22 protein-coding genes, 1 pseudogene and 1 other annotated feature are annotated in these 22,335 nt (G+C 34.2%); of the genes and pseudogenes, 6 read left to right on the top strand and 17 right to left on the bottom strand.

Annotated elements, in window-relative coordinates:
• Positions 1–392: 392 nt before the first annotated feature.
• The 5 genes from D1606_RS15015 to D1606_RS14995 all read right to left on the bottom strand — a co-directional run bounded on the left by D1606_RS15015 (position 393) and on the right by D1606_RS14995 (position 6,207).
• The gene (locus tag D1606_RS15015) at positions 393–1,331 is read right to left on the bottom strand and encodes an ABC transporter ATP-binding protein (protein WP_119416832.1); all 939 of its coding nucleotides are present in this window, start codon (positions 1,329–1,331) and stop codon (positions 393–395) included.
• On the bottom strand, positions 1,328–2,395 hold the full coding sequence (locus D1606_RS15010) for an ABC transporter ATP-binding protein (RefSeq protein WP_119416831.1): 1,068 nt from the start codon (positions 2,393–2,395) through the stop codon (positions 1,328–1,330). Before D1606_RS15010 ends, D1606_RS15015 begins: the two co-directional genes overlap by 4 nt.
• 15 nt (positions 2,396–2,410) lie before the next feature.
• The gene (opp3C, locus tag D1606_RS15005; protein ID WP_119416830.1) at positions 2,411–3,430 is read right to left on the bottom strand and encodes an oligopeptide ABC transporter permease; all 1,020 of its coding nucleotides are present in this window, start codon (positions 3,428–3,430) and stop codon (positions 2,411–2,413) included.
• The gene (gene opp3b / locus D1606_RS15000) at positions 3,430–4,362 is read right to left on the bottom strand and encodes an oligopeptide ABC transporter permease (protein ID WP_119416829.1); all 933 of its coding nucleotides are present in this window, start codon (positions 4,360–4,362) and stop codon (positions 3,430–3,432) included. Before opp3b ends, opp3C begins: the two co-directional genes overlap by 1 nt.
• Positions 4,363–4,512: 150 nt before the next feature.
• Positions 4,513–6,207, bottom strand: a complete 1,695-nt coding sequence (locus D1606_RS14995) for a peptide ABC transporter substrate-binding protein (protein WP_119416828.1) — start codon at positions 6,205–6,207, stop codon at positions 4,513–4,515.
• A gap of 255 nt (positions 6,208–6,462) precedes the next feature.
• On the opposite strand from D1606_RS14995, the gene D1606_RS14990 reads away from it, so the two are divergent.
• The gene (locus D1606_RS14990) at positions 6,463–6,807 is read left to right on the top strand and encodes a DUF3899 domain-containing protein (RefSeq protein WP_158582396.1); all 345 of its coding nucleotides are present in this window, start codon (positions 6,463–6,465) and stop codon (positions 6,805–6,807) included.
• Between the two features lie 53 nt (positions 6,808–6,860).
• Positions 6,861–7,080 (top strand) — a binding site (T-box leader).
• Between the two features lie 42 nt (positions 7,081–7,122).
• Positions 7,123–8,112, top strand: a complete 990-nt coding sequence (gene trpS, locus D1606_RS14985; RefSeq protein ID WP_119416826.1) for a tryptophan--tRNA ligase — start codon at positions 7,123–7,125, stop codon at positions 8,110–8,112.
• On the opposite strand, the gene D1606_RS19400 is transcribed toward trpS, so the two are convergent.
• From D1606_RS19400 to D1606_RS14970, 3 genes are all read right to left on the bottom strand, one after another.
• On the bottom strand, positions 8,054–8,281 hold the full coding sequence (locus D1606_RS19400; RefSeq protein ID WP_119416825.1) for a YuzI family membrane protein: 228 nt from the start codon (positions 8,279–8,281) through the stop codon (positions 8,054–8,056). The two genes, trpS and D1606_RS19400, sit on opposite strands and share 59 nt — an antisense overlap.
• Positions 8,282–8,538: 257 nt before the next feature.
• A complete protein-coding gene (gene fabF, locus D1606_RS14975; protein WP_119416824.1) occupies positions 8,539–9,774 on the bottom strand; it encodes a beta-ketoacyl-ACP synthase II in 1,236 nt (411 codons plus the stop codon).
• Positions 9,775–9,800: 26 nt separating this feature from the next.
• Positions 9,801–10,739: a beta-ketoacyl-ACP synthase III gene (locus D1606_RS14970; protein WP_119416823.1), complete on the bottom strand. Its 939-nt coding sequence runs from the start codon at positions 10,737–10,739 to the stop codon at positions 9,801–9,803.
• Between the two features lie 192 nt (positions 10,740–10,931).
• Here D1606_RS14970 and D1606_RS14965 point away from each other — a divergent pair, with 192 nt between their 5' ends.
• On the top strand, positions 10,932–11,135 hold the full coding sequence (locus D1606_RS14965; protein WP_119416822.1) for a YjzD family protein: 204 nt from the start codon (positions 10,932–10,934) through the stop codon (positions 11,133–11,135).
• Between the two features lie 138 nt (positions 11,136–11,273).
• Here D1606_RS14965 and D1606_RS14960 read toward each other — a convergent pair whose 3' ends face one another.
• Entirely contained in the window at positions 11,274–13,418 is a 2,145-nt protein-coding gene (locus tag D1606_RS14960; RefSeq protein WP_119416821.1) for an ATP-dependent Clp protease ATP-binding subunit, read from the bottom strand.
• Between the two features lie 380 nt (positions 13,419–13,798).
• Here D1606_RS14960 and D1606_RS14955 point away from each other — a divergent pair, with 380 nt between their 5' ends.
• The gene (locus D1606_RS14955) at positions 13,799–14,503 is read left to right on the top strand and encodes a Crp/Fnr family transcriptional regulator (protein ID WP_119416833.1); all 705 of its coding nucleotides are present in this window, start codon (positions 13,799–13,801) and stop codon (positions 14,501–14,503) included.
• Between the two features lie 186 nt (positions 14,504–14,689).
• Here D1606_RS14955 and D1606_RS14950 read toward each other — a convergent pair whose 3' ends face one another.
• The 4 genes from D1606_RS14950 to D1606_RS14935 all read right to left on the bottom strand — a co-directional run bounded on the left by D1606_RS14950 (position 14,690) and on the right by D1606_RS14935 (position 18,339).
• Positions 14,690–15,355 (bottom strand): ABC transporter ATP-binding protein, encoded by a 666-nt coding sequence (locus tag D1606_RS14950; protein ID WP_199670766.1) that lies wholly within the window; start codon positions 15,353–15,355, stop codon positions 14,690–14,692.
• 12 nt (positions 15,356–15,367) lie between these two features.
• Positions 15,368–16,927, bottom strand: a complete 1,560-nt coding sequence (locus D1606_RS14945) for an ABC transporter permease (RefSeq protein WP_119416819.1) — start codon at positions 16,925–16,927, stop codon at positions 15,368–15,370.
• Between the two features lie 283 nt (positions 16,928–17,210).
• Positions 17,211–17,519: a metal-sulfur cluster assembly factor gene (locus D1606_RS14940; RefSeq protein WP_119416818.1), complete on the bottom strand. Its 309-nt coding sequence runs from the start codon at positions 17,517–17,519 to the stop codon at positions 17,211–17,213.
• Between the two features lie 52 nt (positions 17,520–17,571).
• Entirely contained in the window at positions 17,572–18,339 is a 768-nt protein-coding gene (locus D1606_RS14935; RefSeq protein WP_119416817.1) for a prolyl oligopeptidase family serine peptidase, read from the bottom strand.
• Between the two features lie 427 nt (positions 18,340–18,766).
• On the opposite strand from D1606_RS14935, the pseudogene D1606_RS14930 reads away from it, so the two are divergent.
• A pseudogene (locus D1606_RS14930) lies at positions 18,767–18,853 on the top strand (HAD hydrolase family protein); the annotation flags it as partial.
• Positions 18,854–19,054: 201 nt separating this feature from the next.
• Here D1606_RS14930 and D1606_RS14925 read toward each other — a convergent pair.
• Positions 19,055–19,927 carry a helix-turn-helix domain-containing protein gene (locus tag D1606_RS14925; RefSeq protein ID WP_119416816.1) on the bottom strand — a complete coding sequence of 291 codons (873 nt, stop codon included), beginning with the start codon at positions 19,925–19,927 and terminating at the stop codon, positions 19,055–19,057.
• A 165-nt stretch (positions 19,928–20,092) separates the two neighbouring features.
• Between D1606_RS14925 and D1606_RS14920 the strand changes: the two genes are divergently transcribed.
• Positions 20,093–20,302: a helix-turn-helix domain-containing protein gene (locus D1606_RS14920; protein WP_119416815.1), complete on the top strand. Its 210-nt coding sequence runs from the start codon at positions 20,093–20,095 to the stop codon at positions 20,300–20,302.
• A gap of 48 nt (positions 20,303–20,350) precedes the next feature.
• On the opposite strand, the gene D1606_RS14915 is transcribed toward D1606_RS14920, so the two are convergent.
• The 3 genes from D1606_RS14915 to D1606_RS14910 form a co-directional block, all read right to left on the bottom strand.
• Positions 20,351–20,911: a hypothetical protein gene (locus D1606_RS14915; protein ID WP_119416814.1), complete on the bottom strand. Its 561-nt coding sequence runs from the start codon at positions 20,909–20,911 to the stop codon at positions 20,351–20,353.
• Between the two features lie 508 nt (positions 20,912–21,419).
• Positions 21,420–21,545: a DUF5776 domain-containing protein gene (locus D1606_RS19140; RefSeq protein WP_233548130.1), complete on the bottom strand. Its 126-nt coding sequence runs from the start codon at positions 21,543–21,545 to the stop codon at positions 21,420–21,422.
• Between the two features lie 37 nt (positions 21,546–21,582).
• On the bottom strand, positions 21,583–22,164 hold the full coding sequence (locus tag D1606_RS14910; RefSeq protein ID WP_119416813.1) for a hypothetical protein: 582 nt from the start codon (positions 22,162–22,164) through the stop codon (positions 21,583–21,585).
• Positions 22,165–22,335: the final 171 nt, after the last annotated feature.

The raw sequence follows: 22,335 nt of genomic DNA, 5'->3' as shown, positions 1-22,335 counted from the left end.
CGCAAAGACAAAAGGGATTTTTCCTGTCGGGGCTTTCAGCTCAAGCTATTCCCGCAGGACATTGAATTGGCTTCCTCGAAATTACACCGCACGAAGAAAATGTGAATACATTTTCGAGGATCGCCATCCTCCACTTCACACACCATTCTTAATGATAATCATAAATGCAGAATCGTATTTTTTCAAAGAAAGAAATACTATTAATGAAATTAGTTTTATTAAATTCAATTGTTCGGACCTAGAAAGGATCAACTTTGTTCTGTCCCATCCTCTTTTTCTTCTTCGAAACCGTTATGATTTCTTAGCAATAATGTCTTAAAATACTAAAGGGAAATTGCATAACGCAATTCCCCTCTTTTACATTGATGAAACAAAATTAATAGTAGCTTAATTTACAGATGTTCTGCTTTTAGCTTTTCTAGTTCTTTTTCAGAACAGTAAACAAAATGATTTGGTCGTACCTCGTGCATTTTTACTTCTTCACCTGGTTGATAATGATGTATATTCGGGTCATATGATTTACGCACGCGAGTTCTTTCATAATTAGGGTCTGGAAGCGGTATAGCAGAAAGTAAAGATTGTGTATATGGATGCATAGCATGTGCATACAAATCATCCGCAGGAGCTAACTCTACTAACTTACCAAAATACATTACACCAATACGGTCAGAAATGTATTTAACCATCGACAAATCATGTGCGATAAATAAGTAAGTCAATCCTTTTTCTTCTTGTAGTTCTTTTAATAAATTGACAACTTGCGCTTGAATGGATACATCTAAAGCTGAAATTGGTTCATCTGCAATGATAAACTCTGGTTCAACAGCTAGTGCTCTTGCAATCCCTAAACGTTGGCGTTGACCACCTGAAAATTCGTGTGGATAGCGATTAGCATGTTCTTTGTTCAAACCTACAGTTTCAAGTAGCTCATATACACGTTTTTTTCGTTCACTATCATTTTTGACCAAGCCATGAATATCTAAGCCTTCTGCAATAATATCCATTACTTTCATACGTGGATTTAATGAAGCGTATGGATCTTGGAAAATCATTTGCATTTTACGATTAAATTCTTTTAATTCTTTTTTTGACTTTTTACCGTGAACATTTACACCATCGTATAGTACTTCGCCATCTGTTGCGTCATATAAACGGATAATTGTCCGACCTGTAGTTGATTTACCACAACCTGACTCACCAACTAAACCTAGTGTCTCTCCTTTATATATATCAAATGAAACGTCATCTATTGCCTTCACTTCATTTGCTTTACCTGGATTGAAGTATTGTTTTAAATGTTTAATCTCTAATAGTTTTTTGTCAGATTTCATTTGTTTGTACCCCCAATCGTACCTGTATAGTAACGGCTACCTGGGAATTGTTTCATACGTTCAACAATGGTCGCTGGTGGCTCTACTTGTGGAGCATCTGGATGCAGTAACCAAGTAGCTGCGTAATGTGTATCACTTACTTTGAAGAATGGTGGGTTTTCTTCTAGATCAATTTGCATCGCATATTCACTACGTAACGCAAATGCATCTCCCTTTGGAGGAGACAATAGGTCTGGTGGCGTACCAGGAATTGCATACAATTTTTCATCTTTAATATCTAATGAAGGCATAGAACTTAAAAGTCCCCATGTGTATGGATGTTGTGGATTGTAGAATATTTCATCAACCGTCCCGATTTCTACAATTTTACCACCATACATTACAGCTACACGATCAGCTACATTTGCGACAACACCAAGATCATGTGTGATGAAAATGATAGATGTATTGATTTTCTTTTGTAAGGATTTCATCAGTTCAAGAATTTGTGCTTGAATGGTTACATCCAATGCTGTTGTTGGTTCATCCGCAATTAGTATATGTGGATTACAAGCCAGTGCAATCGCAATTACAATACGTTGACGTTGACCACCAGAAAATTGGTGTGGGTATTGTTTTATACGAAGTTCAGGTTTAGGCATCCCAACTAACTGTAACAACTCTATAGCCTTTTTCTTTGCTTCATCTTTTGAGACGTTTTGGTGTTTCAGTATCGGCTCCATAATTTGTTTACCAATTGTCATCGTTGGGTTTAAAGATGTCATCGGATCTTGGAAGATCATTGAAATATCTTTACCGCGAATTTTTTGCATTTCTTTTTCGGACAATTTCAAGATATCTTTCCCGTTGAAAAGAATTTGTCCATTCTTATATTCTGTATTGTTTTCAGATAATAATCGCATAATCGCTTTTGTCGTTACGGATTTTCCCGAACCCGATTCACCAACGATTGCTAGCGTTTCACCTTTTTCTAAATCAAAATTGACACCACGGATGGCTTTCACTTCACCAGCAAATGTGTGGAAGGAAAGCTCTAAATCTTTTACTTCAAGAATTTTTTCCATCTTGCTTTCCTCCTATTAATCTTTCATTTTCGGGTCAAGCGCATCACGTAACCCATCACCAAGTAAATTGAATGCAATCATTAAAATACTTAATACCGCTGCTGGGATACCTAGCATATACGGTTGGAATTGAAGCATTTTATAACCATCATTAATGAGTGTACCAAGTGAAGCATTTGGTGCTTGTAAACCTAATCCGATGAAGCTTAAGAACGCTTCGAAGAAAATAGCAGTTGGTACTGTAAACATCGTATTAATAACAATAATCGCCATAATATTTGGCAGTAAATGTTTGAAAATAATACGGCTATTACTAGCCCCCAATGTTCTAGATGCTAGTACGAACTCTTGGTTTTTAAATTTCAGTACTTGCCCACGAACAATTCGAGACATACCGATCCAACCTGTTAAAGCAATTGCAATAATAATCGCCGTAATACCTGGTTCCATAACCATTAGCATCAAGATAACAATGATTAAATTTGGAATACCCGCTAAAATTTCAATAATTCGTTGCATAATATCGTCGACTTTACCGCCATAATAACCTGAAATACCACCGTATGCAACACCGATAATCACATCAACTAAAGCAGCTACAAAAGCGATCAAGAGTGAAATTTGTGAACCTTTCCAAACACGTGTAAATAAGTCTCGTCCAAGACTATCGGTACCGAACCAATAATTTTCTTTGACATTTTTTTGCGCATATACATCAACTTTTTTACCTGCAACCTCTGCATAGCCGTCCGCAATACCAAGTGGTGCCAGCCAAGAAATTTTGGGTGGTAAATTTGCTTTTGAAACGTTTTGATCATTGTAACCATATGAATTTAAATGTGGCCCCACTAATGCAATTATGACAATGAAAATTAAAACAATCATACTAATTACAGCGGCCTTATTTTTTCTTAAACGTAACCAGGCATCTTGCCAGAAATTCAAAGATGGTCTGGCAATTTGTTCTGCATGAGTACTGTTTACTTTTACCAGTTTAAAAGCTTCAGGTGGTAATTTATCATATTGTTGTGTCATTATTTTGTACCCCCTGCCAAACGAATTCTTGGATCAATGATTCCATATAGAATATCCACGATGAAAATAATTACAATCAATAAGAATGAATAGAACATCGTAGTACCCATAATAATTGGAAAGTCATTCATATTGATAGATTTTACGAATTGTTCCCCGATACCAGGTATCGCAAAAATTTGTTCTACAACTAATGATCCTGTAACAAGACCAGCCGCTAAAGGACCCATAACTGTAATTAATGGAATCAATGCATTTCTAAACGCATGCTTGAATGCGATTTCAAAACGACTAGCACCTTTTGCTTTCGCTAACAGAATATAATCTGAACTTAATACTTCTACCATTTCAGTTCGAACGAAACGGGCAGCTGTTGCGAGTGGTCCAATGGCAAGTGCAATTGTTGGCATGATACTTGAAGAAAAACCATTTTTCCAAAGTGCCACAGGGAGCAGTTCCCATTTAACCCCTACCCAATATTGTAAAAGAGTAGCAAATACAAATGATGGAATTGAAAGTCCGAAGATAGCGATAAGTGTACTACCATAATCCCACACTGTATTTTGCTTTAACGCGGCTATCATCCCCAAAATAATACCTATAAGTGTACCAAGTACTAATGCTTGAATACCTAATTGGAAGGATGGACCAGCGCGGTTAATAATCAACTGAGTTACGTCAGCACCTTTGAATTGGAACGATACACCAAAATCTAGTTTAACCATATTGCCTAGATATTGCAGGTATTGCTCTGGCAATGGCTTATCCAATCCATATTTTGCTTCAACCACAGCTAATTGTTCAGGAGTTAGTTTAGGTGCGGAAGAGATAGGAGAACCTGGAAGCATCTTCATTAGGAAAAAAGTAAATGATGCGATCAGGAATAATGTGATGATCATATAAATTATTCGTTTTGTTACATATTTAGCCATACTTGCACCTCCGATTATAATGCTTCTTCATAAGCATTTGATTCAAAAATAAGAATTTTCCGTTAATTTTGCTAATTTTAAAAAGAGAGTATATGGAAGCTATACTTCCATATACCCCCTATTCTATGATTCTAAACTTTGTTCATAGTATTATTCTTTACCTGCGATATAAGCCCATTTATAAGAATAATCTGCTCCAAAGTTATGAATTACTAGGTCTTTTACATAAGGTTGTTGTAATGCTATTCTTGTACGTTGATATACTGGTGCAATTGCAGCATCTGTTTCAACAACAAGTTTTTCAGCATCAGCAAGTGCTTGCCAACGTTTAGCTGGTTCATTTGCATATGTTATGTTTGCATCTTTTACTAATTTATCGTATTCCTTAGATGCATAGCTCATTTTGTTTTGTGCACTATCAGATGTCCATAAGCTGATGAATGTCAATGGATCTTGGTAGTCAGGACCCCAACCAGCAAATTGGATATCATAATCTTGTTTTGTATCTAATTCGATACGATTTTGGAATGGAACTTCTTTAAGTTTAATAGATAAACCAGGTAGATTTTTTTCTAATTGATTTTTCATGTATTCATCCATTTTTTTAGATAAATCTCCATCATCACCTAAGAATTCCAATTCAACTTTTTTCACGCCAAGTTCTTTTAAGCCTTTTTCCCATGATTCTTTTGCTGCTGTTGCATCAAATTTGTTCATGTCGCCATTAACATCACGGAAGTCTTTATTATTTTCATCAAAAGTAAAGTTTTTAGGTACTAGGTAGTTTGCTGGTTCAGAACCATTAGCTAGAACATTTTTGGTTAACTCTTCTTTGTTGAATGCTTGAGCAATTGCTTTACGGATATTCACGTTAGCAAGTGGTGTATCTGTTTTACCACCACGTTTTTGGTTTAGTTTTAAATAGAAGACTGAAGCTTCTTCTGTTTTAACTAAGTTTTTATCGTTTGCATATTGTGCAGCAAATTCACCATTAAGACCTGCACGATCTTTTTCACCTGAGTTGTAAAGGTTAACTCCTGTACCTGTTTCTTTAACAACGTCGACATTGATCGTATCAAGTTTTACGTTGTCTTTATCCCAGTAGTTTTCGTTCTTTTTGTATTTCCAAGTTAGGCCTGTACCATCCCAATCAGTAAGGACGAATGGACCATTGTATAGTATGTTATCAGAATTTTTAGCGTATTGTTTGCCTTTTTCCTTAACAAATTCTTCTTTTTGAGGTAAGAAAGTACCGAATGCCATTAATGATAAGAAGTAAGGAACTGGTTTTTCTAATGTAACTTCCAATGTTTTGTCGTCTACAGCTTTAACACCTAAAGTGTCAGGTTTTGCTTTACCTGTAGCGATTTTTTCTGCATTTTTGATGACACCGTTCATCATATATGGACCGTACTCAGAACCTGTTTTAGGATCGATTGCACGTTTCCAAGCGAATTCGAAATCATTTGCTGTTACAGCAGAACCATCAGACCATTTAGCATCACGTAATGTGAATGTATAAACAGTACCATCTTCGTTAACTTTTGGTTCACCTTCAGCGATTGCTGGTTCAGCAACGTTGTCTTTGTTTAAACGGTATAAACCTTCGTTCACATTGTTAAGAACTGTAAAACCTACAGTATCTGTTACTAATGCTGAGTCTGCAGTTGGAATTTCTGCAGTTTCCATAAGGTTCAATTCCTGTTTTGCATCTGGTTTATTTGTTTTCTCTGTGTTGTTATCAGTACCTTTAGTTTCGTCTTTATCTTTACCGCCACAAGCAGCCAAGAAGACGCTAAGTACTAATACAAGGCTTAATAGCCAGACTAGTTTACTTTTCTTCATAAAGTAATAACCCCCTTTAAAATTTTGAAAATTTGTTACATTCCTAATTATACCTAGACTTTCGAAGTTGTACATACCTTTTTTAGAAAATTCATTTGATTTCGTTTTATCAAAATAATATAAAACCCTTAAAAGCCTTTAAATATCAACACTTTTTAGAAATTATTTCAGAAATAAAAATTTTTCGTTTACAAAGATTTTTTTGATTTTTTCATAGATTCGAATTAATATATTAATAAAATGGAGGGAATTTTATTGAAAAAACAGGCATTGCCTTTTTTAATACTACAATTAGTAATACTTATAACGATATGGTTCTACTACAAAGAGATAACTTTGCTTGGCTATATCAATGTATCCTTTATATATGGTGCGTTTCTTTTATTTATCGGTTTGGCAAGTTACGTACTTTCATCAGGATTTTTCGATTTGTTTTACTCCTCTTCTCGAAAATTGATGTCTTTCAAAAAAAGAGGATCTGATATGGAGCAAATGAGAAATCCATCAGAAATTATTAGTTACAATTTTACATTTATCTTACTATTAGGATTAGAGATTATTATCTGTATGGTAATAGCGCTGATTGTATATTACCAATGATGTAGTAGAGACTTGAGTTTTGTTAGTATCTATATTATAATTTTCATCATAATATTTAGACGATGACGAAGAGTAGTACTTAAAGCTCGTGTGTTTAGAGAGTCTGTGGTTGGTGAAAACAGATCATACACTTTAAGGAATGGACTTCTGAGTTAGCTTTTCGAACCATGTTGTAGTAGTGAAGCTCGTGTTTCTCACGTTATGAGAAAGAGTGGTCGATTTTTCGACAAGCTTGGGTGGTACCGCGGATTCAAAACATCATTCGTCCCTATTAGGGATGCATGATGTTTTTTTATTCTAAGGAGGAATTATTACATGAAAAGAATTTTCTCAGGTGTTCAACCTACAGGCGTTATTACATTGGGTAACTATATTGGTGCCTTCCGTCAATTTGTCACAATGCAAGATGACTATGATTGTATCTTCAGTATTGTTGACCAACATGCAATTACAGTTCAACAAGATAGCGATGAACTAAGCAAAAACATTCGTACTTTAGCAGCAACATATCTTGCAGCAGGTATTGATCCTAATAAGTCAACATTATTTATCCAATCTGAAGTGCCCGCACATGCACAAGCTGGATGGATGCTAACTTGTACATCTTACATCGGCGAACTAGAACGTATGACTCAATTCAAAGATAAAGCAAACGGAAAAGACGCTGTTTCTGCAGGTTTACTTACTTATCCACCTTTAATGGCCGGCGATATTTTACTTTATAACACAGATATCGTTCCTGTCGGTGAAGACCAAAAGCAACATCTTGAAATTACTCGTGACTTAGCTGAACGATTCAACAAACGCTATGGTAAAACATTTAAAATTCCAGAAATTCAATTACCTAAAAACGGTGCTCGTATTAAATCATTACAAGATCCATTGAAAAAGATGAGTAAATCAGATGAAAACAAGAAAGCAACTATTCGTATTTTGGATTCAGCAAAAGATATTGAGAAAAAAGTGAAATCTGCTGTTACAGATTCTGAAGGTATTGTGAAATTTGATATTGAAAACAAACCAGGTGTATCAAACTTACTTACAATTGAAGCTTCTTTAACAGATGTATCAATTGATGACTTAGTCGCAAAATATGAAGGTCTTGGTTACGGTGCATTTAAAGCAGGTGTAGCTGAAAGTATTATCAATCACTTAACGCCAATTCAAGAACGATTTGCTGAATTGATCGAATCACCTGAACTTGACCATATCTTAGATATTGGTGCAGAAAAAGCAAATGCAATTGCTAGCGAAACAGTTTCGAAGATGGAGATTGCGATGGGCTTGGGTAGAAAAAGACGATAAGCAGTCCTATCCAAGAACCTAAGAAAATTTTAAAATCGATTGTATTCAAGATAAACTTGAATACGGTTGTCCACGTATAACCTAGTGCATGATAGTTTAAATATAAAATCATATGTGTAGTAGTTAATACGATTAACCCGTAGCAAATTAAAAAAGCGAATAATCTCATATGCATTAAATCCTTTACTATTTTTTATAGTCTATGAATGAAAGCCTTTCTCTATTCATGAGAAAGGCTTTTTAATATGATTGTTATTTTGAGTTTCTTCCTATTATATAGTTTTTAATACTTTAGTAAATTCAAGCGTTAAAGTTTGGCTATTGATATTTCATAAATATAAGTTACTATTTAAAAATATACAAAAACAACACAGGTTGATAATCCCTGTGTTGTTTCAAATTATCTAGTTAAGTTACTAGAACAGTTTAGATTTTTTTGAATAATAGTGTTGCGTTGTGACCACCAAAACCAAGAGAGTTGCTTAATACATAATTCACATCTTGTTGACGCGCTTCGTTTGGTACATAATCTAAATCGCATTCTTCATCTGGTGTTTCAATATTCATAGTCGGTGGTACAATTCCTTCTTTTATAGCTAAAACTGAAAAGATTGCTTCTACTCCACCAGCTGCTCCTAATAAATGCCCAGTCATTGATTTTGTAGAACTCATTGCTAATTTATAAGCATGTTCACCGAAAACAGATTTCACAGCTTTTGTTTCATATAAATCATTATAATAAGTACTAGTACCGTGCGCATTGATATAATCTACAACTTCAGGTGCTACTCCTGCATCATCAATTGCTTGTTGCATAGAACGTGCGGCTCCTTCACCTTCTGGAGCTGGCGCTGTTATGTGGAACGCATCCCCTGTTGCACCATAACCTACTACTTCTGCATAGATTTTTGCATTACGTGCTCTAGCATGTTCATATTCTTCTAAAATGACAATTCCTGCACCTTCACCAATGACAAAGCCATCACGATTTTTATCAAATGGACGAGAAGCAGTTTGTGGATCAGGATTTAATGATAGTGCCGTATTTGAACAAAATCCTGCTACTGCCATATTTGTAATTGGTGCTTCAGCTCCACCTGTAATCATTACATCAGCATCACCGCGCTCAATTACCTTAAATGCATCCCCAATTGAATTTGTACCTGAAGCACAGGCAGTCACAGAACATGAATTGATAGCTTTCGCTCCAAAGTGGATAGACACTTGACCTGCTGCCATGTCTGGAATCATCATTGGTACAAAGAAAGGACTTACACGACGTTGCCCTTTCTCGATGAAATTCATAAATTGTTGTTCATATGTTTCCATTCCACCAATTCCTGACCCTATCCAAACGCCAGTGCGAAGACCTAATTCTGGTGTGATTTCAAGATTCGCATCTTCGACAGCCATGATTGAAGCCGCTAAAGCAAATTGTGTAAACCGATCCATTTTGCGCGCATCTTTTCTAGGAATATACTTCTCTATATCAAAGTCTTTTACTTCAGCAGCAACGTGAACAGGGAATTTTTCTTGGTCTAGTCTTGTTAAAGGTCCGATTCCAGATTTCCCAGCTTTGATATTTTCCCAAGTTGTTGAAATGTCGTTTCCTAGTGGCGTTACTGCCCCAATTCCAGTCACTACTACTCGACGTTTAGTCATGATTATAACTCCCTCTTTTCGTTATGTTATTTACCCCATTTAATAGCTACAGCACCCCAAGTTAGGCCACCACCAAAGCCTACTAGGACGATCAAATCATCATCTTTGATCTTACCATTTTCTAACTCTTCTACTAAAGCATTGCCTATAGATGCTGAAGACGTATTTCCGTATTTTTTAATAGCTGTTGACATTTTTTCAGCTGGTAAATCTAATCTTTGTCTTGCTGATTCCATAATACGAATATTCGCTTGGTGTGGAATTAAATAATCAACGTCATTCTTTGTATAACCAGCTTTTTCAATTACATTTAAAGCTGATTGCCCCATTTGACGGACTGCGAATTTAAATACTTCACGACCATTCATAGAAATATAGTCGTTATCGTTTTGGAAAAGATATTTACCACCAGTTCCATCAGCGCCTAACTCGAATGAAAGTATTCCTCGTCCTTCAGAAACTTTCCCGACTATTGCTGCTGATGCACCGTCTCCAAACAATACAGCTGTATTACGGTCTTTCCAATCTGTTATTTTTGAGAGTTTTTCTACACCAACTACTAATACATAATCATATGCATTATTTTCAATAAATTGTTTTGCTGTTACCAAACCATATATATAGCCAGCACATGCTGCAGAGAGATCCATAGCTGCTGCATTTACTGCACCTAATTTTTCTTGAATCATACATGCAACACTAGGAAATGGACGATCCGGTGTTACAGTTGCAACTAATATTAATCCAACTTGTTCAGCAGTTATACCTGCATTTTCAATTGCGTTTTTAGCTGCTTTAAATGCTAAGTCTGATGTATTTTCGTCATCCGCAGCTATATGTCTTTCTTCTATCCCTGTACGAGTTCGAATCCACTCATCAGACGTATCCATTATTTTTTCAAGATCAAAATTTGTTACAACCTTTTCAGGAACGTATCGTCCAACTCCAATAATTCCAGCATTCATGAGGTAACGCCTCTCTTCTTTGTTATCAATTATTAGTATCTGGTCTTAATTATAGCGAATATTTTTTTAGTTTTCAACTTTTCTTATAATTTTGCCGTTTTATGTACAAGCTATTTTGAAAAGAATCTTTTAATTAAACAGTCATATATGATATGATAGAACAGGTAGAAAAGTCAGTTAGAGGTGAAACAAATGAAATATATTATGTTAGTTATTTGGTCTGCATTATTAGTTTCTACATTGAACTATGTAGTCAGCTCAATCAATAATGTACCACTAGATGGTCCTGCATTTACAAAAGGTTTATGGATTTCACTTATCATTTCTGCATTAATCCTTGTATTGGATGCAGTTATTCCATCAAAATCACCTAAAGAAGTAGGTCATCAAGAATAATGAAAATCCTGCCATCGTCGGCAGGATTTTTTTAGTATATAGATAAATGTATATCTTTATCCTCAGGATGAAGTAAAAAATCCCGATGATTTAAACTTCATCGAGATTTTTTCTTTATAGTGTTAGCGCTTGAGATATTTATCCTTCTTTATGAATGATAACTTGATCATCTTCCATAGATACTACTAATGTATCTCCTGCCATAGCTTCGCCCTTTAATAATTCTTGTGCAACTAATGTTTCAATATTGCGTTGTACAAAGCGACGTAGAGGTCTAGCACCGAATGCGGGATCTACTCCTTCTTTCGCAATCCATTGCATTACATCTTCTGTTACTTGTAAGTCTATTTCTTGTTCAGCAACACGTTTTTGTAACAACTTAATATATTTCTTAGCAATTTCAAAATATTGTTCATTCGTCAATGAATGGAACATGATTATATCATCTAAACGGTTTAATAGTTCTGGTTTAAAGTGTTGTTTTAATGCTGCCATGACCAAATCCTCAACCGCATGCTCACTTTCTTGCTCTTTCAAATCCATTAAATAATTAGATCCGATATTAGATGTTAGGATAATGACTGTATTTGTAAAGTTTACTGTACGTCCTTGACTATCTGTAATACGACCATCATCTAAAATTTGAAGTAAGATATTCGCTACATCTGGATGTGCTTTTTCGATTTCATCTAATAGGACGACTGAATATGGATTACGTCTGACAGCTTCTGTTAGTTGGCCACCTTCTTCGTAACCGATATAACCTGGAGGTGCTCCGACTAATCGAGATACACTATGTTTCTCCATATATTCGGACATATCAATTCGGATAAAGTGATCTTCTGAGTCGAAAAGTTGTGCTGCTAATGCTTTTGCCAATTCAGTCTTACCAACACCAGTAGGTCCTAGGAATAAGAAGGATCCAATTGGTTTGTTAGGATCTTGAATTCCAGCTCTAGCACGCCAAACAGCTTCTGTTACTAAACGTACTGCATCATCTTGACCAACTACTCGTTCATGGAGCGTATCTTTCAAATGCAATAATTTTTCACGTTCGCCTTCGACTAATTTTGTTACTGGAATGCCTGTCCATCTAGAAACGATCGATGCAATTTCTTCAGAAGTAACATCTTCTCTTAAAAGTCTTGTTTCGTTTTCACCTTGCATTGTTTTTTCTAATTGTTGCAATTCCTTTTCAAGTTCTGGAATTTTGCCGTGACGTAGTACTGCTGCTTTGTTTAAGTCATAATCATTTTCTGCGTCTTCTAATTCTCTACGATATCGGTTCAGAACTTCACGTTTTTCTTGAATTGTATGCAATGAAGATTTTTCTGATTCCCATTGTTCTTTCATCGCTTTTGATGATTCTTTCAGTTTTGCAAGTTCTTCACGTAAAGCAACCAAACGTTTTTGACTTGCATCATCCTTTTCTTTCATCAATGCTTGTTCTTCAATTTCTAATTGCATTTGTCGACGTGTTACTTCATCTAACTCTTGTGGCATAGAATCAATTTCTGTACGAATCATTGCACATGCTTCGTCGATTAAATCGATTGCTTTATCTGGTAAGAATCTTTCAGTTAAATAACGATTGGAAAGTTCAGCAGCTGCTACAATTGCTCGGTCATGAATCTTTACTGCATGGTGTAGTTCGAATCTTTCTTTTAATCCACGTAGAATTGAAATGGTATCTTCTACAGATGGTTCACGTACTAATACTTGTTGGAAACGACGTTCAAGTGCAGGATCTTTTTCGATATACATACGGTATTCATCTAAAGTTGTAGCACCGATACAATGTAGCTCACCACGCGCTAACATTGGTTTCAACATGTTGCCGGCATCCATCGCACCATCTGTTTTACCAGCTCCAACGATTGTGTGAATTTCATCGATAAATAATATAATACGACCTTCACTTTCTTTTACTTCTTTTAATACGCCTTTTAACCGTTCTTCAAATTGCCCACGATAACTTGCACCAGCAATCAATGCACTCATATCTAATTCATAAATGAGGCGGTCTTTTAATCCTTCTGGTACATCTTTTTTAACAATACGTTGTGCTAATCCTTCTACTATTGCTGTTTTACCAACACCTGGTTCACCGATTAATACAGGGTTATTCTTTGTTTTACGAGAAAGGATACGAATGACATTTCTGATTTCTTGGTCACGACCAATTACAGGATCCATCTTTCCTTTTTTAACTTCTTCTACTAAGTTTCGTCCAAATTGTTCCAATGGGCTTTTTTGTTCTTCATTGTTCATTTGCATTTGCATAAGATCCAGCTCCTTTGTTTGACCTTTATTGACCTTTTGATTAATTACATTATAGTTTCGTTATTCTTAAATGTAAAGAGAAATGTTTGACCTTTTTTGACCTTTTGTCAAAGGCATTATTTACATAGTTCTTTCTTCTCTTTAGTTCCTTTGATCAATCATTTGTGCGTTAGTTAAATTTCTATTCTTCATCTGATTTTATAAAACTTAAGGTTCAATTTCCTTTTCACTTACTCTACTTTTGTTACCTATACTACTACTAATACTCACTCATACTGTTTCGAAAAATTTTCAAAAGAAATGTGACAATTTAAATGTATCGAAATAATTCAATATTCCTATGTTATAATGAAGGAAAATTAGGGAAGGTTGTAGATGATATGGTAAACTCTTACACGATAGCTCCACTTCCTGATAATATTTCAAAGATTTTTAAAGAAAATGGTTCACTTATTAAAATTTCAAAAGGTAGTCATATTTGTCTAGAAGGTGAACGTGTAAAAGATATTTTCTACGTTGTATCCGGGAAAGTGATTTTATCCAAAGAAACTGTAAGTGGTAAAGAATTGACTCTACGAATTTGTGGAAGTAATGATTGTATTGGCGAGGGAATTATTTTTAGCAAAACAGGATATTATCCACTAAGTGCTAAAGCATTGGAACCATCAACTGTCATTACCCTCGATCGGAATTTGTTTGAAATGTGTTTAAGTCAAGAGCCTACTATATTAATAGAATGCATTAAGTGGTTGCAATTGCAAAATTTAAAAACACAAACAAAAATGCGCGATTTACTTTTATACGGGAAAAAGGGAGCGCTTTACTCCACTATTATACGTTTAACTAATACTTATGGCATTTTTCAAGATTCTGGAGACATTGTCATTGATTATCCATTAACTAATTCTGACCTTGCCAACCTATGTGCAACTAGTCGGGAAGTGATCAATAGAATGCTACATGATTTGAAAAAGCAAAAGGTCATCTCATTTGATAAAAGTATTATTACAGTCCATAATTTAGAATTTTTGAAGAATGAATGCGAATGTGAAAATTGCCCATTAAGTGTTTGTCGAATAGACTAGTTTACATCTTTTATCTATACCCATCTACAATATAACTATACAAAAAGCTTGGTTCTACAATGTGTAGCAACCAAGCTTTTTGATTTTATAGAAGTAGATTTCGTTAGTACCTTTCAGCTTGCGATTTGTTTGTTGCTAAATGAGGAATTCTTAGTTTGTTTATTACAACTCGTTGTTCCCCTATGTTCAATGATGTTGTAGTTCGTTAAATTTTTTATGTTTTAATTCGAGTACGATATCGCATTCTTTTGCGATTTCTCTTTCATGCGTGATGACAATGACGCATTTACCTTGCTCGTGGGCAAGTTCTTTAAAAAGCCGAATGATTTCTAAAGAATTTTTTTCGTCTAAGTTTCCTGTTGGTTCATCAGCTACTACAAGTTTTGCTTCACAGCACATAGCTCGTACGATTGCTACGCGTTGTTGCTGACCACCTGATAGATGTTGCACGTTTTTTTGTGCCATTTCCTTAGTAATCCCCACTTTTTCTAGCATAGAGAGCGCATAATCTTTCCTATTAGTAGATTGACTATGAGTGATTTCCATTGCGGATACAATATTATCTACTGTAGACATATAAGGTAGTAAATTATACGATTGGAATACAATCGACACACATTGGTTCCGGTAATTTGTAAGGCCTATCTTTTTTAATGATTTGCCTTCATACAGTATTTCACCTGTTTTTGGAACATCTAGTCCAGCGATCAAGGATAGAAAAGTTGTCTTTCCTGACCCGCTTGAACCTAAAATACTGTATAGTTTTCCCTTTTCAAATGTCAAATTTACATTTTCATATAAAGCATCATCTATATTTTTATACCAATAGTTTACGTCTTTTACTTCTAACATCATTTCACCCTCTTATGAGATTAAGATTTTTTTAGGTTGCATACGCATAACACCGATTGATGCAATGATTACTGCTAGGAAGCTAATAGCTAATCCAAATCCACCTAGCTCAACTAATTCTTTCAATGATAAAGTAATATTCAAATCTTCAATTTGCTTTGCGTTTTCTGCACTAGATGCTCCAAAGTTTGAGAAGGATGGCGCCCCTCCACCGTTTCCGGGACCGCCTTGACCACTAGGTGCCTGTCCTCTATTTCCGCTTGGTCCTCCGTTTTGACCAGGGCCTCCTTGATTATTTGGTGAAGAAGCCGTAGTTGTTGTTTGTTGTTCTAATAGCTGTTCACCCACTATATTGCCAACAAATTTACCACTTACTCCAGAAATGACAAGCGCAATGACTAGGACTGCAAGCAATTCTGCGAAAAATTGACCAATAATTTTGGTACGCTTTTCACCAAGAGATAGTAGTACTCCAATCTCATACTTGCGTTCGCGAATCGTTAATATAACGATTAATGCGAGAATCACAGTACCTGCTACTGATACAAGAATGACAATTTTTTGTGCAAAGCTCTCGACATTTTCAAGTGGTTGAATCATTTGTTGATATACTTGGTCATTTGTACGTAAGCTGTATGTGTCCGTATCAAGACCAGCTTTTTTAGCATCTTTCACAAATGTATCCATTTTTTCTGGATCAGATAATGTATAAACAGCTGAATCTGCACTATCTTTATAGTCAGCGCCTTTAACCTTATTAGCAAATGTATAAGAAGTATAAATGGCATTATAAGGATTTAAAGCGGCATTTCTCATACTTCTTGCGTCTGCCGTTTCGGACGTTTTGTAAATACCTACAACTTTCAATTTATAAGCTGTATCTTCATCTTCGGAATCGGCAACTTTAATCGTGTCACCTACTGAAATATCGTTTGCTTCTGCTAAGTTTGTTTCGATTACTGCTTTATTAGTATTGGCGTCATCTTCAGTAATACCTACACCTTCAGTAATTTCTGCCGTTCCATTTGTGAAGTTACTTACAGTATCTGTAGCATTTGTGCCTTCAATGGTGATATCTCCCGATGACATCTTCATCATCTGCATCCCCCCACCACCAGGACCTCGTTGACTACTTCCTTCCTTGTTTGAAGCGTTAGAAGAAGCATCTTCTTCCCCATCATCTGAAGAAATAGCGTCAAAAGATTTCGCATTGACGGAAGTCGATGATGAAATGTTATAAGATGAGACGTTAGTCAACTTCGCTAATGTATTCACAGTATCTAGATCAACCGGTGTGATGGAAAAGCTCCCAGGGTCAGGTCGCTCACTCTTATCAGAGGAATCATCACTACTAGATGAACTTGACTTCTTCATCGCATTCTCCATGTTGGTAGATAGCGTAACCGTTGTCCCCATACTTTTCTTGGCATTTTCTGTTGCTTTAAGCGAAGCGCTTTGTATTGTTAATCCTGCTAAAATGAATATTAATATCGCTGAAAATACAAAAGTGAGTAAAAGAGTTCTCCCTTTTTTCGCTTTTGTACTATAAAAAGCACGTTTAATAAAATTCATTTAAAAGCCTCCTATCATAGTAAATTGTAAATTTCGCATTTTTTAAACTCAGTACATTTTTCATTCTCAATCCGAGCTCGTTTTTGATTGATGTCATTAGTACTGTATCTCGTTTACAAAACTAGTATAGAAAACGAATGTATCAGGAATGTGTCAAAGAAAAAAAACACTCGATTTCTTATTAGAAATCGAGTTAATCGTTAAAGTATTAAGATTTATCATATGTATATTGTTCTAAAAAAATCAGCAAGGAATTTTCTCCTCACTGATTGATTTTGTAATTTTATCGAATGCCAAGCGCCATTTTAGCATAGCGAGACATCATATCTTTTGACCAAGGTGGATTCCATACTACATTAACATCCACATCTTTTACTTCAGGAATCTCAAATAACGCTGTGCGAATTTGATCGACGATTACCGGACCTAATGGACAACCCATAGAAGTAAGTGTCATTGTAATCATGCAAATCCCTTCATCATTTAAATCTACATCATATACTAATCCAAGGTTTACGATATCGATACCAATTTCAGGGTCAATTACATTTTCCAAGGCACCTAGAATATTCTCTTTTAAATCTGCATCCATGATGTTTCCCCTTTCTCCATGTTGTTTACTACATCATATCATTCAGCAATCGTTATGCCAAATGGTCTGCAAGCCATTTTGTTCCTGCAAGCATTCCTGCACGGGAAACTTTATGACCAGCCTTCTTATCCACAATAAATGTTAAATCCTCAGGGTGTTCTGCATAATCTTGCTGTATACTTTCATAAAATGCATAAGCAGGTGCAAATGGAACTGTATGGTCTTTTTTACCATGCCAGAACAATACAGGACGTCCAGCCATAGTTTCAGGATGTTTGCTCATATCAAAGTAGCTAATTGTTTTATACATCTTGTCTAATTCTTCTTCACTTAAAGGAATGTCAAATCCTTTTTCTTTTATTTCTGCGATTTGACCTTTCGCCAATTCAAGATAAGCCGGCGCTCCCATCATAACAGAAGCTGTTTGAATCCATGGATACACTTTTAAGCAACCCATTGTTACAATTGCACCCATAGAAGTTCCTGAAAGACCGATTTTATCGGTTTCAAGTAAGCCTCTTTCTTTCAATTGTTTATATAAATAAGCCACTTCTTCGATTGAAGTAAGGACAATCTCCCAGAAACGTAAACTTATTTGAATTTCATCTAAGTTCTCATCACGCTCACCATGTAGCAAGGCATCAGGCAATAAAACACGTACACCTCTATTTACTAACTGATATGCATAATGTAGATTATGCTCTTTTGCACTTTCAAATCCATGTAAAAAAATGACTACTGGTGATTTTGCAGTGACAGTTTCTTCATTATATATATGCAACAAAGGGATATTACCCCAAACTTCATGATCCACTTTCATCCTATTCACTCCCTTATCTCTATATTGTAATGTTATCAAAAAATAGGAACCGTTACAAAGCTTTGGTTGATAGAACATGCTTTATGTATTTAGGAAATCAAAATTTAGTATTTGCAGGTTTATAAAAAATACACACTTGAATCAATCTATTAAATCTTAATTGTAGTAACATAATAACCCACTAATTTGAGAATACGATCATTAATATTGGAAATCCTAAGACGAATTCTTCATTAAAATACTTTTGAAAAAGAGTCTATAACAAAAACACTAACATTATTATTATGCTAACATCACTAAACTTTGACGAAACACGCATAGAAAGGATAAACTTTATATATATTTCCTTAAGTTGGTGGTATTTTTCCACATACTTAAGGACAAATTATATCCCCGATGAATAAGAAAAACGAAGGGAGTGTTACGAATGGTACAACCCCATTTGATTGTTTTAGATTTAGATGGTACTCTATTAACCGATGAAAAAGTGATTTCTGAGAAAACGAAGCGCACCAATGGTTCAAGCCATTTTTCCACTCTAAACAATTGCACGTTTTTTATGCGAGGGAGTATTACGAATCGTTGTACTTTGTACAATTAACTTTCTAAGGGTAATTATACCCCATTACACTTAATTTTCACCAATGACTAGAAGCATATTCAATAACATTATTACAACTTAACATCAGCTAAAAATTGAACATATTTTTTAACTTCACGTACTTAACCAATCATATCTACATATATCAAATGGTGGCTTATTCTCAATAGTATTTGAATCTGTATGAGTGTTCTTTCTATTAGATAGCCAATTGTAACGTATTAAATTTAAACCACTGTCACGTCTTTCTATGGCTTTATAATAAGCACCTTCCACTACTGCCCTCACACTTGAATTTATACGTAAATGAGATAACATATCCATAGCTATATTCTTGATCGTATCTTTCGCCAATACAAAATCCTGCTTAGATTCCATTTGAATAGCTAATGATATTTCATAAGCTGAATTCAATACTTTATCTGCAAATGGCATCATTTGAAAGAATTCATACAGCATTTGTTGATACTTATTGTCATATTGTTTTATCTTTTCATCCTTACCTGCTGAATGTTCACTAGTATTATATATATTATTATTTGTTAGTGCTTGTTTTAAAAGATTAATAGAATTAGATGGTTGGTTTTCTGAATCTTCCACTTCACCCTTACTCTCCGTTACATTCTCCATATTTTCACGCTCGGACATTTGCGGTAGGACATTACAAGGTAAAATAATAAAGATGTTAGCACCTTGACCACCTTTTCCACGTACTGTAGTTTCCTTTTTGATAATGTTTAATGATTCAAGTTTCTTAATCGCCCTATAAACTGTTTTCGTACTGATTTCCAGATTATCTGCAATAGTTGAAGCTTTAAGATGACACGTTCCCGGATAGTCAAGACAATGACTTGCAATTTTATATAAGATTGAACGCTCACTTGAAGTCAATTTGTAGTAATGAGATTGAATATGCTTCTCCACTTCTTGATCCATTTCATCAATTGTATTGAATGTTATGTACTGTTTTAAGTATTCAAATGCCATTTATATCACCTCGTTTCATCAAATAATAATCTATTGATGATAATATATAACGAATAAGTGATAATGTAAAGAATTTTATAACGAATGAGTGATAATTTATTTACAATTAATTATGTGACAGTGTATAATATCAATAATTAGAAAATGGCGAAGTAGGTGAAATATATGAGTATGGCAAAGAAAATTAAAATGTTGTTGATTGAAAAGGAAATGAACATATCAGATTTAGCTGATAAAATTGGAACATCTCAACCAAACTTGTCTAATAAATTAAAGCGTGATAATTTTAACGAAAAAGAATTAATTGATATTGCAAATGCTTTAGATGTTATATATGAAGCAAACTTTGTTTTGGAAGATGGTAGAAAGATTTAATTTGTGCATAATAAAAGCACATCACATTTGTGACATGCTAAAGTGTAATTATTCTTCAAATGGTTCTTGATACATAATACCCGCACTAGTTTCATAATCCCAATCTGATTCATTAACTGAAAGAAATACCGATCTAGATTTTAAATCCCACAATGTATTTATCTTATCATAACTATCGTAACCAGAAGTAAATCCATCTTTTTTAGTATTTAACTCTTTTTTCAATCTCTTGTATAAGATATCATGTAAATATTTCATTTTACCCCATGTATCATATTTTTCTACTCCACCTAATGAAACAAAAACAGTGTCTAATTTATTTTTTGTAAATACAAATTGTAAATTTGCTGTATAGCCTAATGCTTTAGTTCTATACAATAAGTTATTTTTATCTTCATCAAGTAGTTTAGATTTAATAACTTTCTTAACTTGTTTCTTTGAATCGCCCCAGTATGTTTTACGATATGCGTATTTTTTGGCAGATGCTTTCTTTACAATACTTTCATAAGTTTTAGTTTGAGCTTGTACAGTTAGATCTTGATTAGGAAAAGATAACGTTAAAAATGACAAAACAATAATCATAAGTGTAATTTTTACTATTTTCTTCATAATATTCCCCATTTCTATAATTAATAGTTATAATATACCAAATATAATACAGGAAATAAATAGAATTAATAAAACAATCATCCATTATAACTAAATAAATTAAATAAAAAAAATAGAGTACATTCCCCACGAATGGAGAACATACCAAGATTGTTTTTGTAATCACTCTAACCGATAACAAAAACAAGTCCGTAGACCGACCTGTTTCGCTATTATAACTCAGTATTAGAACATAATCTAAATGTGGATTCTGCTAAATAGGTCTGCGAACTTTTGCGCTCACCTCAATTACCCAAGTTGGTTAATTGGATTTTGACCTGACATAATGATTCGTTCTAACAGCTTTTCATCTTCATCTTCTACCAATTTAAATTCATATTTTTAAAACCCCTCTTTTTTACCATACATATAAACATATTATATAGTGTTATATATCATTAAATTTAATAATTGAATCTACTATACTGTTTATATGTATGGCAATTTTGATGGGTTTTAAAATTTATTATTACACTTTCTTCACGTACTCTTTATTAGCACTAATCCAATAACCTGATGCAGTTTTTAATCTAGTTGTACCTGCTTTAGATTTACCTGTTTTTACAATAGTGAATACTGTATCTTCTAATAACAAAAAAAAGAGTAACCATTTTGGTTACTCAATTAATAGATTATTCTTTACTTTTCTCTTTTTCATATTTTTTCTTTAATTTCTTAACATCTGCAGGTAATGTTATTTGTAATTCTTCTTGTTGTTGTTCAAATTGACTATATAATTCGTTTGTATTTTTATTAAATTCTATTAATGAACCAGTAGGTGATAAGCTCTGGTCTACCATTTTTGAATATGTACCGTACATTTTTTTCAATGCATTATATGAATCCTTATACTCTTTCGGAGGATTTTGCAATAATTTCATCTTGTCGCGAATTTTATTTTGACCATTTTCTCGATCATCTAAAGTACCTTTTTTTGATAAATTTTCTTGATAAGTGGTTAATTGTACATTAAAATCCATATCACTATCTATTGCATTATTCCAAACTTCTGAATATCCAGCTACTAACATACTTGATAACAAAAATTCTAATTGCATATCAGCAGAAGTTTTAGCTAAATTTTTAGCGTATTGTTCTTTCTGATTTTGTTGATATTTATACCATCCAAAGATACTTCCACCTGCAATCAATAAAATAAATACTACTAATAATAAAATCACTTTTTTCTTTTTAGGTTTAATTACTTCTTCCATTTTATCTCCTCCGAGAGTATAAAATATTTTGTGTAAATAGAAATTTTAATAGAAAAAGGAAGACCTTTTCTTGATAGAATAAAGTCACCACAACTCATCCAAAGAAAAGAGGTCTTCCCTATGAATCAGTTTACAACAGAAATCATCGATGCACTAGTAAAAAAACAAGAT

Origin of the sequence: Rummeliibacillus sp. POC4 (genome assembly GCF_003576525.1) — a bacterium.
GTDB lineage: Bacteria > Bacillota > Bacilli > Bacillales_A > Planococcaceae > Rummeliibacillus.
The sequence above is the reverse complement of the archived record's forward strand: the minus strand, read 5'-3'. Positions and strand labels throughout refer to the sequence as shown.